The sequence below is a fragment of the Microcystis sp. M090S1 genome (assembly GCF_020246295.1).
Classification (GTDB): domain Bacteria; phylum Cyanobacteriota; class Cyanobacteriia; order Cyanobacteriales; family Microcystaceae; genus Microcystis; species Microcystis aeruginosa.
In genome coordinates this window covers 1-12,819 of sequence record NZ_JADBTF010000363.1, presented here as the reverse complement: position 1 = coordinate 12,819, position 12,819 = coordinate 1, and the positions used below count along the sequence as shown (strand labels likewise).

The following is a 12,819-nucleotide window of genomic DNA, read 5'->3' as shown; positions in this document are numbered from 1 at the left end:
GGCCGAATTTGAATTCTTTTCTGAACAAAACCCCCTACTATCTGTTGTCAAGGTTCAGTTTTTAGCTTGGTTATCGCTTTTTCCATTGTAGCTTAAAGCCGTCCTAAAAGGACGGGGTTTTAACCCAAATTTTCGATAATCTTGATTAAGGTCTCTGGTCTTGATTTTGGGGATAACTGGGGAATAGATCTCTGGGGAAATCCTCGGCACTTAAACAGGTTTGTAAAGCTTGGGAGGGATTATTTTTGTCCACACCACGACTGACAGCGATAACGCATTCGGAAAAGCGCCCGGGTAATAAACTTTGACGACAGGAATCTAAAATCTGTGTAGAAATCCCTAATTTATCGGGTTCCTTGGCTGTTTCTGTTTCCGTTTGTTTGGGGGAATTAGTGGCAAACAAGGGGGCAGCGCGATGGATATCGACCACACAATTACCTAGGTCGATGGGACGACGCACTTGAAAACAAGCTTGCAGAGCCAGATTACCATCGATCGGGGTTTTGGATTTAATCATCACCACACAGCGGGATAATTCTTTAGGAATTAATGCTTCTGAACAAGCGGTGGCAGCATCTTCGGGACTGACTCCCGTGCCGACAATCTGACTGATACAGGCACTGAATTGATTATTGTTGCCAAATGCGATCGCTGCTCGGTTCATTTCTACTAAGCCAAGGGAAATAGTAGCGATTGCGCTCCAACTAGCAATTTTTTTAATATGGTTTTTCATCGTTCGCTCACACCGAGGATTTTAAGGCTAACTGGCCTTGATCTTAACAGATTCAGAGAGAACAGGAAACACAGAGAAGGGGAGATGGGGTAGGGTTGATTCATGAATCAACCCTACCTTGAATCAACCCTAGGGAGATGGGGGGATAGGGAATGGGGAAATTCAACTAATACCCCAAAACCCTAACACCCTAACACCCAAAACCCCAAAACCCAAGGGCCGAAATTAGTATTCTGGTACAGTGGAATCGACTTCGCGACTCCAGGCGCTGATACCACCTTTGACGTTAATTCCTTCGATACCTGCCTCTTTGAGGATAGCGAGGGCTTTAGCGGAACGTCCCCCCATCTTACAATGGGCGATGAGACGATAACCGTTGACTAATTCCTTAATTTTGGGAATTGCCGCACCGTTTTCGATATCGGGTAGGGGGATTAATACCGAGTTGGGAATCTTCGCGATTTGGTACTCGTTGGGATTACGCACATCGATGAGAATGTAATCATTGGCATTGCTGTCAAGTAGGGTTTTTAACTCTACTACGGTCATTTCTGTCATTTTTTGCTGTTCTGCTGCTTCTTGTGCCTTCGCTTGCGGGATACCGCAGAATTGTTCGTAATCAATTAGTTTTTCAATGACGGGACGGATAGGATTCGGGCGCAATTTTAACTCACGGAATTTCATTTCCCAAGCATTGTAAAGCAGTAAACGACCACTGAGGGTATCCGGTGCGCCGAGGATAATTTTAATGGCTTCTGTGGCTTGAATTGTGCCGATTACCCCGGGTAAAACTCCTAAAACACCGCCTTCCGCACAGGAGGGAACCATCCCCGGTGGTGGCGGTTCGGGATAGAGATCGCGGTAGTTGGGACCGCCTTGGTAGTTAAAAACGGTTGCTTGTCCTTCAAAGCGGAAAATTGAGCCATAGACGTTGGGTTTGTCGAGAAGAACACAAGCATCATTAGTCAGATAACGGGTGGGGAAATTATCGGTCCCGTCGATGACTACATCATAGGGGGCTAAAATGTCAAGGGCATTTTCGGAACTTATGCGGGTTTCGTACAAATCCACCTGACAGTAGGGGTTAATTTCTAGAATTCTGTCCTTAGCGGAAACAATTTTCGGTTTACCTACCCAAGAAGTGCCGTGAATAATTTGACGTTGCAGATTGGAACTATCGACGATATCGAAGTCAACAATACCGATTCTACCGATGCCAGCCGCCGCTAGATAGAGTAAAAGCGGGGAACCGAGTCCCCCGGTGCCGATGCAGAGAACACTGGCGGCTTTTAGTTTTTTTTGACCTTCTAAGCCCACTTCGGGCAGAATAATGTGTCGAGAGTAGCGTTGAACCTCCTCTTGGGAAAGTTCGATCGCCGCGAGATTAGGATTTAGCATAGATTGGGTAAATAGTGAAACCTGACTCGATTCGGGCAAGAATTTCGTTTCAGCACGGTTTAGAGACAAAAATCAGGAAGACTCGATCGCTTCCTGGATTTTCAATTCTTTCTATGCCTATGATAGTGTGAGGGTCTGGCTGCGTGTTGTTAATATTAGTTAACTTTCCCCTGCTACTTGGGCGCGGTATTCACTAGCGGAGAGGGTATCAGCCAAGGCAGTATCGGGATTTTCTACCCGCACTTTTAATAACCAACCCTCCCCGTGGGGATCATCGGCAATTAATTCGGGGGAGTCAATCATCGCTTGATTGCGATCAACTACGGTTCCCGAGACGGGAGGATAAAGCTCTTCTACCGCTTTTACCGATTCGATCGTGCCGAAACTACTACCCACTTTCAGCGCCTCTCCCAATTCGGGCAATTCTAGAAACACGATATCACCCAATTGATCGACGGCAAAAGCACTAATTCCCAAGGTAGCGATTTCACCTTCGAGTCTGACGTATTCGTGGGTTTCTAGGTATCTCAAATCCTCGGGATATTCCAGTTCCATCGTCTGTCTCTAAATATTTACAGCATCAGATAGTTTACTAGATCTCTTGGGGAAAATGTTGATCGGCTAGGGCTGTTTTATTGCCAACCCTACCTAGACAAAATTAATTACACCGATCGAACCCTGATTAAACAGCTAAAATTGGTCTAGGTTGATCGGGGAACACCGGAACACTGGAACAGTAAGGGTTAGCTGCTTTTTTAGCTCACTTAACAATACCCATTTTAAATATCTCCTAGCTTACTTATGTTAAATCCCATCTTAGAGCCTCGTGGTGGCGAACATCAAACCATAAGAGCCTTTTTTGAGCCAAAAACCATCGCTGTGGTGGGATTTAATCGCCAAAATCCCCAACTCGATCGCACTCTTTTAAATAATCTCCATCATAATCCCGGTCAGCACCGCCTTTATCTAGTTAATCCTCACCCCGAAAACTGGCTCGATCTTCCCACCTATAGCAGTTTAGAGGATATCCAGGCGGCGATCGATCTGGTAATTATCACCGCCCCCGCTCCCGAAATTCCCGCTATTATCGCCCAATCTGTCGAAAAACAGGTTAAATGCGCCCTGATTCTCTCCACGGGTTTTCGGGAAACCGGCCAGATGGGGGAAAATTTACTTAGGGAAATTAAAGCGATCGCTGGTCAAAAATTACGCATCATCGGTCCCCATAGCTCAGGAATCTGCAATATAAGCCAAAATCTTAACGCCACCTTTTCCCCCATCCTGCCGAAAACTGGTTCAATTGCCCTGATTAGTCAAAGTGGGGCGATCGCTGCTGCCGTGCTTGATTGGAGTTTAAGCGAAAATGTCGGTTTTAGTCACTTTATCTCCCTCGGAGTTCTTTTAGATGTGGATTGGGGCGAATTACTCTATTATTTGGGAGACGATCCCCAAACCAAAAGCATCGTTATCTACCTGGAATCCCTGAATAATGCCCGCTCTTTTCTGTCCTCAGCCCGAGAAGTTGCCCTAAATAAACCAATTATCGCCATTAGTCGCCACAGTACCGACTTTGACCCCACTTCTCTTTCCCATGCTGGCAAATTGACCAGCGATCAGCTAACTCTCTCCGCTGCCTTTGCTCGTTGTGGCATCGTGGAAGTACAAAGACTGGCCGATCTCTTGAATATCACGCAAGTTTTAGCGAAAATTCCCCGATTTCCCCGGGGAAAACGCTTGACAATCATCAGCAATGGTGTGGCTCCCGCTCTTTTAGCGGCCTCGGCTTTACTGGCGGAAGATGGACAACTGGCAACCCTTACCCCCGCAACGATCGAAAAACTAGCGCCTCTTGTTCCCGCGGATATCGTCCCCCAAAATCCCATCGATCTGCGTCGCAGCAGCGATCCCGATAGCTACGCTCGCGCCCTAGAGATCGCTTTAGCGGATGCACATACCGACGCGGTGTTGATGATTCTCTCGCCTCGCTTTAACACTGATCTGCGAGAAATTGCCCTTAGAATTGCCTCAATCGCTCAAAATAGCACAAAACCCATTTTAGCAAGTTTGATGGGGGGAGAGGGCATTGCAGAGGGGGTAGCGTTATTAAATCAGCAGGGTATCCCCACCTATCGCTATCCCGATTCGGCTGCCCGGGTGTTTAATTTGCTCTGGAAATATGAAGAGAATCTACGCGGTCTTTATCAAACGCCAATTTTAACCAATTCTCAGGAAAATAGCTCCGATCGAGTTTTAGTTAGCCAGATTATCGAGCAAGCAGGGGATAGAACAATTCTCAGTGAGCCAGAGTCTTTAGATATACTCAAAGCTTATGGAATCCCTGTTATTGTCACTGAAATTGCCGAAAGTGCCGCAGAAGCAGTTAATCTCGCTGAATCTCTCGGTTATCCCGTGGTGATGAAACTGCATTCCCAGACGATTATCCATAAAAGCGCCGTGGGTGGGGTACAATGGCCGCTTTTTTCCTCTATGGCAGTGGCACAAGCATATCAGGCGATCGAAGCTAATATTACCGCACAAGTGGGTCGGGAGCATTTTCTCGGGGTGAGTATTCAACCGATGTTAGAGATCGATCGAGGCTATGAGTTAATTATCGGCTCTAATTACGATGATCAGTGCGGACCGGTGATAATTTTCGGTACTGGTGGCCGTTTAGTCGATATTTTTCAAGATTACGCCACCGCTCTACCTCCTTTAAATACTAATCTCGTTCGCCGACTTTTAGAAAAAACCAAGATTTATCGGGCTTTTCACGGGACAAATGGGCTTAAATCGCTTAATTTAGCGAATTTGGAGCAAATAATCGTTAAATTTAGTCACCTGGTCAGTGAACAACCTCGCATTAAAACTATCGATATTAATCCCTTTTTTGCCGATTCAGAGCAATTAATCGCTCTTTCCGCTTCTATCCTTCTTCATCCTCCAACTACTCCCCCAGAAAAGTTATCTCATCCGGCGATTCGTCCCTATCCTGAACATTATATAGGTCCTTGGACGACGAAAAGAGGCTTAAAGGTGCTAATTCGTCCGATTCGGGCAGCGGATGAGCCTTTAGTGCGACAATTTCACCATTATCTCTCGGAAGAAAGCATTTATTATCGTTATTTTCACCTTGTCAATCTCGATCGCCAAACCGCTTATGATCGTCTTACGCGCATTTGTTTTATCGACTACGATCGAGTAATGAGCTTAGTGGTAGAGATTAATAACGATCAGACGGAAGAGCCAGAAATTATCGCTATAGGACGCTTAAATAAACTGCATGGCGTTAATGTGGCGGAATTTGACTTATTAGTTAGGGATGACTATCAAGGTCAAGGAATTGGTACAGAATTACTACAGCGCTTAGTCACTATTGGCAAAAAGGAAGGATTAGACGGAATTGAAGGGGAAATTTTAAGTGATAACCGCGCTATGCAGATGATAGCGACCAAAGTAGGGTTTTCTCTTCATAAAACTGCCGATTTTGTCAAAGTGGAACTTGAATTATGAAGTCTTTTTTGATAAGCTTATCACTAATTTTCTGGCTGAATTGTTTGGGCTAATCCTTGCTCTAAAGTAAAGGGAGGTTGCCAATCTAGGGTTTTTTGAATATAGCTAGAGTCAACGGCAAGAGAACCAAGCAAGCGATCGATATTATAGGTGTTAAAAGGGAGATTTTTCCCTGTTATAGATTCTACCCTATCACCCAGATAACCTAAGAATCTAAGTAGGGTAGTGGGGACGGGTAGCAATTGACAGGGTTGTTGAATTTGTTGAGCAATGAGTCGAATTAATTGGGGAGTAGAAACAGCTTGGTTATCGCTAATTAAAAAAATCTGATTAGCGGCCTTAGGATGATCTAAACAGGTAATAATGGCAGCAACTAAGTTACCCACAAAGACAAAACTGCGGCGATTTTTTACCGCACCAAAAGGTAAAGGTAATCCCCGTTTAATTAGTTTCATCAAGCGGTCCATATTACCCGGATTACCAGGACCGTAAACCAGAGTAGGACGAAGGATCGTCCAAGTCATGTCACTATCTTTTGCTAGTTGAATTAAAGCTTGTTCTGCTTGCAGTTTACTACGACCATAGGGACTATCGGGGTGACAGGGAGAATTTTCGTTAAGAATATCATCACTTTCGGCAGCCATAGCATGAATAGAACTGACAAAAATAAAGTGCTTAACTCCCGCTTTTAGGGACTGCTTAACTAGGTTAATAGTCCCCTTAGTGTTAACTTTTATAAATGCCGCTTCTGGATTGGATATAGTCTCATGAAGGATATGAGCGCGTCCTGCTAGATGAATAACGGTATCAATGCCTAGCAATGCTTCTTGCCAATCGGTCATATCATCAATTTCACCCACCTGAATGGCCTTAATTGACAGGGATGCAGGAAACTCAAATTTCTGGCGAATTGCCGCTGTTATCTGGCAGTTATGTTGGTGTAAAGTTGGCAGTAAGTGGCTGCCAATAAAGCCAGTAGAACCTGTAACTAAAACGTTTTTCATTATTGATTATTCAATTAAGTTTAGTAAATTTTCCAACCATGTTTATTAAAAAAATACACAGCAGATTGAGCAAAAACTATTGCCAGTTTAGTCGAGTTGTGCGCTCCTCTTGCCCAATGATGATAAATATTCACATGGGGATAAAGTATGGTTTTATATTTTTTAGACATTCTAAGGGTTAAATCATAATCTTCAAAATACATAAACATATTTTTATCAAAGTAGCCAATATCATCTAAATATTTTCTGTTAAATAGCATAAAACAGCCACTAATAATCGGTACTTCTATTATCTGGTTATAGCTAATATCTCGCATTTCATACCAGTCCAATCTCTTTTTGAAAAGAAACTGCATTTTTTTTGGTATAAAACGTCTAATAAATAAGGTCAAAACTGTGGGTTGACGCTTACAAAGGTATTGGATGTCCCCATTAGGGTAAGATATTTTTGGAGTAATCAATCCCACCTCTTGATGCTTATCGAGGTAGTGAATAAGTTCAGTGATCACATTATTATCAAAATAAACATCTGGATTGATAACTAAATGATAATCATAATTTTTAGCCCTAGTAATAGCTAGGTTATGTCCTTGACCAAAACCAACGTTATTACCATTATTGAAGTAATAATCTATATCGTATTCCTGAAAATTATCGAATATTTTTTTGAATTCATCGGTGGGAGAATTATCTACTACTGATAAATTAATTTCTATTGGTGTGCCGAACAGAGATTTAATTGCTTGAGTAACTATCTCTGGATCATTTTTGTAAAGGACAAGGGAGGCCGTAAGTTGCATAAGTATCTAAAGCTATCTTTTACTAAAAAGAGTATCCAAACAGTTCCATATCTTCCTTGAGATGTTCACTAATTAATATTTTTAGTTTCTTCGTTATAATAACTCCTGTAGTCTCGCTAAAGTTGATGATTTTGATTGACGCTTGCTAGTTTTACTTCTGGTAACTTAAGCAATTCTAGTATTCTCTCATAGTCTTTTTGTCAAGTTTCAAATATAGTTAAAATATTCCCAGTCATTTAAGATAATTTTTCTCAGAGATTTCTCCAAAGACGACAACGCTACTTTGGGATTACGGATAAAAAGAGAGTTGTATTTGCAGGAAATTAACATTTTATTCTCATCTCCAGTTGATTTTTTAGTGACAGTTATAGAACTACATTTTTTTTGCTATAGCGGTAAGCGCTTGAGTGAGATACAGACCAAGCTTTGCCTAGCATGGTTTATAGCTCGTGACACTGTACCTCATACGACTGCACACCGCTATATTAGCTCATCAGTCCATAAAACGCTCTCGATAGCGTTGAAGCAATGCTTCTAAATCCTCAGCCCGCATTCTTTCCTGTTCAGCCCGCATTCTTTCCTGTTCAGTTAGCTCTGACTCTGTGGGCAGTAAATCGCCGGCAAAAGTCGCCCAACGCAACCACACTGCCTCGACTCCCTTATACTCCCCTTGCCAGCGTACCAAAGTCAACCCTAGCCTTTGACTGAACAATCTTTCTCCCGTCTCTAAGGATTAGACGGAATTGAAGCGGACATTTTAAGGGATAATCGCGCTATGCAGATGATAGCCGCTAAAGTGGGGTTTTCTCTCCATAAAACTGCCGATTTTGTCAAAGCGGAACTTGAATTATGAGGCCTTTTTGACAAGCTGAACACTAATTTTCTGGCTGAATGTTTCGGGCTAATCCTTGCTCTAAAGTAAAGGGAGGTTGCCAATTCAGGGTTTTTTGAATATGGCTAGAGTCAAGACAAAAATTGATTTAATTAGTTAAATTATGCCTTGGGAGCGCATTAATTCTATCTCTTGTTGTAGTCCGACTTCTAGAGTACGAGGAGTAAACCCTAAATCCCTTTTAGCTTCTTCGTGGGAATAAGCTTTGTCTTCTTGTAATCGCAAGATTTGTTCTCGTCGCACGGGTGACTTTTTACCTAATGTATTTTCTAATAGAGTAGCCGACCAAATGCCAAATTTTAAAGGAAAAGATAGGGGTCGTACCGATTTTCCTAATAACTTTTCTACCAATAAAATTAACTGACGGAAGGAAACAATACTACCTCCGGAAAGATCGTAAGCACCTTTTATATTAGGACATTCCCAGACTTTTAACAACATCTGGGCAATGTCATCAGCGTGAACTGGTTGTAACAGGTTATCCCCAGAACCAAAAATGGGAAAGAATCCGTAGCGGTGACAGAATTTAATCAATTTGTGTAAGTTTTTATCTTGGGGAGAACCATAAATCATTGTCGGTCTCAGGAGACCATAAGAACCAGCATATTGTTGTAAATAGCTTTCTGCTTTTTTATACTCGGCAGAATATTCATTATATTTTGAATACACTCCCGTGGTTCCGATGATAATTAATCGGGGAGTTTGTTGGAATTTTTTTAGACTATTAAGTATGGTTGGTACTTGTCGAAGCTGGACGAGATGGATAATGGTTTGAAAATTATTTTCACTAAAAATTTGCTGCCAAGTTTCTGGAATCGAGCTATCACCAATATGATAGATTATGGGTAATCCTAGACTATCTAACATACTGCGATCGCTAGTAGGGCGAATTAAACAATGTATTTCTATTTCAGGCTTAGTAGATGCCAAACGTTCCATGAAAAAACCACCTGGCAACCCTGTAGCACCTGTGATTAACAATTTATTCTCGATCATCATTTTTTCTCCTTTCCGCTAAAACTTGTTCATAAACCTGAAAGGTTTTTTCAAACATCTTCTTAAAAGTATATTCTGCTTCGTAGCGTTTGCGTCCTGCCGCTCCCATTTTAGTCCTGAACTGAGCATCTAGAACTAATTGTAATAGTCTCTGGTGTAAAGTGTTAACATCTCCCCGGGGTACAATATAACCTGTTATTCCTTCCATCATTGCTTCTGACGCTCCCCCAACATCGGACACAATCACTGGTAGTCCTGCTCTCATTGCTTCGATTGTGGTGCGAGGAAACCCTTCCCAATTAGATATTAAAGTAAATATTTGGGCTTGGGCTAATACTTCTGCTACATTGGTACGAAAGCCTAAAAAATTAATTCTGTCGATAATTTTTAGCTCCTTGGCTAAGGTTTTAATTTTTTCTAAATCCGGACCGTCTCCGACCAAATCTAAATGGGCTTCGGGAATATTTTGAAAGGCTTTCAGTAAGGTTACATGGTCTTTTTGCTGATCAAATCTTGCCACCATAACAATACGAACAGGGTTAGAATGACTAGGATTAGCTCTCAATTCTGCTGGTATATCTGGCATCCCATTATGTATGGTCAATAATCGATTGGGTTGCATACCAGTTTTTAGTCCAATTGATCGATCTTGTTCCGAAACACAGATAATTTTATTAGCTAAAGGTTCTGTGATTTTTTCTGACCACTGATAGATAGTTCGACTCGGCTCTAGTACACCTCCTGTAAAAGCCCAACCATGGGCGGTAAAAATGCAAGGAGTCTTGCTTTTTCTGGCCGCTAATCGTCCTAAAATTCCGGCTTTACTAGAGTGAGTGCTGATAATATCTGGTTGGAATTCTGCAATAATTTGTTTGATAAAATTCAAGGTTTGCCAGTCTTGAATTAAGTTAATTTTTTTGCCAAAGTCTTGACAAGATACATTGGTTATGCGATGACTGATCAGATCGTCATTATAAATGCCTTTTATTCCAGTAACAACTAAGACCTGATGGTGAGAATCTTGCAAAAATCTCGCTAAATCTCGCACATGAACCTGTGCGCCTCCAACGGTATCTGCTCTAGTAATAATAAAAAGTATTTTCATTTCATGCACAGTTTAGATTCTTGATTTATAGATAATTTTAGAAAAACAGTTTTAGGTTTTGAAAACTTGATTAGCTTTTTGCAATAGCTGCAACATTTTAGGGGCGGTTATTTGAATATTATACTTATCTTCGACAAGTTTTCTGCCAGCCCATCCCATGCTTTCTCTTAAATCTCGATCATGTTTCAGGTTTTGAAAAGCTTGCATCCATTCAGCTTGACTACTAGCGTGGAAACCGTTGATACCCTGCTCGATAATCTCGGCATTCACCCCTACTGGTGAACCAATAACTGGGCGACTAGATGCCATATATTGAATTAGTTTAAATCCGCATTTTCCTCGCTCAAATGGCGTATCAGTAAGGGGCATAATCCCTACATCAAATTGTTGCATCTCTTTCACCTCGGTTGCTTCTGACCAAGGCTTAATTTCTAAAGGGATATCCTCTATATTTGTCTCTTTGGCACCAATAGCAACGACTTTGGCACCACCATCTCGACAAATTTCTTTTAAAACAGGAGCTAGTTCTTTGATATAATTAAAAAACTTCAGTGGGGTTCCTATCCAGCCGATGGTAAAGACTTCATTTTGAGGAGCTTTTGATAAGGGATAGCGATCAAGATCGACGACGGTGGGTAATATTTCTACCCATTTAGCTCCTGCTTGTGTTGCTCTGTTAGCTAAGTAATCATTTCCCGCAATCACTAAGCGAGCATTCTGCATTACTCGATCGATTTTCTGTGCCAATAGCCATCTAACTACAGAAGCAGAATGTTGATCGTAACGGTGGAATACTGCGTCATCATAATCAACTACATAAGGTGTTCTTCCTCTGAGCAACAGTAATTCTAGCCAAGCTGGTAGCCAAGGTAATGCTTCCTTTTCCAACCAGATTAAATCGTATTTTTGAGATTTCAACAGCAGCGAAATTCTCTGTTGATAAGCAGATAATAATCTCGATAAAGGGTATTTTTTCCCTAAGTAGCGAGTTCTAAGATAATCATTATCTAATAAGGGAGCGGTCTCAACCTCTATTCCCTCTTTTTTCAAATAAGGCAAATATTGGTAAGTACGATAGCGGCTACTAGCAGCTAAAGTATCGTAGCGACTAAATAACAAAATTTTCATCACTGTTGAGGATTTAATTAGATTATTTTCTTGTATAAACTGGAGAATTGACGATATTCTCTAGGTATTAGGTATGGCGAAGATTATTAGCTCCTTTATATCTCTCAATAATCATTTGATCAGAAACTACTTTCTCAGGAGATTTTTTTCCTAAGAAATATGTACAAGAAGCTCCATCGAGAGCCTGAGGATTATTTTTGAATAGATAGTCAAAATATTTAAGCCAAGAAAACACTAATCTCACCATTGCTTTAGTTAATAATCTTGAGGTATTATTGCCAGCAAAACATAAAGCGAAATGTTCGATAGACCAGACTAAAACTGTTCCAGGTCCAGCAACTAAACCACTGGAAATTTCTGAAAAATAGTTAAACAAGCGCCGATGACCAGAAAGGGTATATCTGGTAAAATCATAGGCCCCTTCATGAACCTGCTGCATAAAGGGAATTTCTGAATAAATTCCCCCGCCATCTTTGAGAACTCTGTGCATTTCACTAACGACTTTTTCGGGGTAGAGAACGTGTTCTAAAACTGCTGTAGTAATAATACCATGAAAAACTTGGTCTTGAAAAGGAAGATCGTGAGCATCACAGAATAAATCAACATCTGCATTAACATCAACATCGGAATATATCAATTTGATATTGCTATATTCTGACATTAACCTATCCAAATCTCTTTTCTGATTTCCTCCACCCACAACCAAGACATATGCTAAGGTAAACTTTTCTAAAGTCTGAGCAAAATTTTGAATCCTCTCAATATAGTTTAAGGTGATCGATGGACTAGGGACAATTTTTGAGAATATGTTTTTTTCTTTTGGACTATGATTAGTCACCATATTAGTATAAAAAGAGGGAGAAAAAATTTCATTATCTTCTCGAATGAATACTGGTTTATTATTGACAATAGCAAATTCAGAATTACAGTTTTTGCAAATAATCTGATGATCATCAAAAGTTAATTGACTACTTTTGCACTTAGGGCATTGACTCAACGTCTCGATAAATTGTTGCATTTTCTTACTCCGATCGATTAACTAAAAGTCTGTTTTTTCTCAAGAAACAAAGTTACACTGGCAATATACTTAAGAAAAAATATAGATAAAAACTCCAAGATAAATGAGCTATAATGGTTGGTATAGATTGATTTTGGTGTTCGTTTCATTTTTTTATCTAGGTATAGTTGATAAAGTTCCCTCGTATATCTAAAAGATGTTCTTAAATTGGATATTTTGCCCATATTTAAAGTCT

General features: G+C 40.9%; 10 protein-coding genes and 1 pseudogene. 1 reads left to right on the top strand and 10 read right to left on the bottom strand.

Translation table 11 applies throughout. The features are described 5' to 3' along the window. Positions 1–145: 145 nt before the first annotated feature. The 3 genes from IM477_RS16160 to gcvH form a co-directional block, all read right to left on the bottom strand. Positions 146–733: a hypothetical protein gene (locus IM477_RS16160; protein WP_287732580.1), complete on the bottom strand. Its 588-nt coding sequence runs from the start codon at positions 731–733 to the stop codon at positions 146–148. A gap of 225 nt (positions 734–958) precedes the next feature. Further along, positions 959–2,131, bottom strand: coding sequence for a molybdopterin-synthase adenylyltransferase MoeB (gene moeB, locus IM477_RS16155; protein WP_190718957.1), 1,173 nt, complete (start codon positions 2,129–2,131; stop codon positions 959–961). A gap of 159 nt (positions 2,132–2,290) precedes the next feature. Continuing rightward, positions 2,291–2,686 carry a glycine cleavage system protein GcvH gene (gene gcvH, locus IM477_RS16150; protein ID WP_190718954.1) on the bottom strand — a complete coding sequence of 132 codons (396 nt, stop codon included), beginning with the start codon at positions 2,684–2,686 and terminating at the stop codon, positions 2,291–2,293. 246 nt (positions 2,687–2,932) lie between these two features. On the opposite strand from gcvH, the gene IM477_RS16145 reads away from it, so the two are divergent. Next, positions 2,933–5,641, top strand: a complete 2,709-nt coding sequence (locus IM477_RS16145) for a bifunctional acetate--CoA ligase family protein/GNAT family N-acetyltransferase (protein ID WP_287732579.1) — start codon at positions 2,933–2,935, stop codon at positions 5,639–5,641. A 23-nt stretch (positions 5,642–5,664) separates the two neighbouring features. On the opposite strand, the gene IM477_RS16140 is transcribed toward IM477_RS16145, so the two are convergent. From IM477_RS16140 to IM477_RS16110, 7 genes and pseudogenes are all read right to left on the bottom strand, one after another. After that, positions 5,665–6,645 (bottom strand): NAD-dependent epimerase/dehydratase family protein, encoded by a 981-nt coding sequence (locus IM477_RS16140; protein WP_287732578.1) that lies wholly within the window; start codon positions 6,643–6,645, stop codon positions 5,665–5,667. 20 nt (positions 6,646–6,665) lie between these two features. Beyond that, entirely contained in the window at positions 6,666–7,445 is a 780-nt protein-coding gene (locus IM477_RS16135) for a glycosyltransferase (RefSeq protein WP_287732577.1), read from the bottom strand. 493 nt (positions 7,446–7,938) lie between these two features. Continuing rightward, positions 7,939–8,178, bottom strand: a pseudogene (locus IM477_RS16130) (Uma2 family endonuclease); the annotation flags it as partial. A gap of 255 nt (positions 8,179–8,433) precedes the next feature. Continuing rightward, entirely contained in the window at positions 8,434–9,336 is a 903-nt protein-coding gene (locus IM477_RS16125) for an NAD-dependent epimerase/dehydratase family protein (protein WP_287732575.1), read from the bottom strand. Then, on the bottom strand, positions 9,320–10,438 hold the full coding sequence (locus IM477_RS16120; RefSeq protein ID WP_287732574.1) for a glycosyltransferase family 4 protein: 1,119 nt from the start codon (positions 10,436–10,438) through the stop codon (positions 9,320–9,322). The genes IM477_RS16125 and IM477_RS16120 overlap by 17 nt, the downstream gene beginning before the upstream one ends. Positions 10,439–10,489: 51 nt before the next feature. Then, positions 10,490–11,566 carry a glycosyltransferase family 4 protein gene (locus tag IM477_RS16115; protein WP_287732572.1) on the bottom strand — a complete coding sequence of 359 codons (1,077 nt, stop codon included), beginning with the start codon at positions 11,564–11,566 and terminating at the stop codon, positions 10,490–10,492. Between the two features lie 67 nt (positions 11,567–11,633). Beyond that, positions 11,634–12,584, bottom strand: coding sequence for a class I SAM-dependent methyltransferase (locus IM477_RS16110; protein WP_287732570.1), 951 nt, complete (start codon positions 12,582–12,584; stop codon positions 11,634–11,636). Positions 12,585–12,819 lie beyond the last annotated feature (235 nt).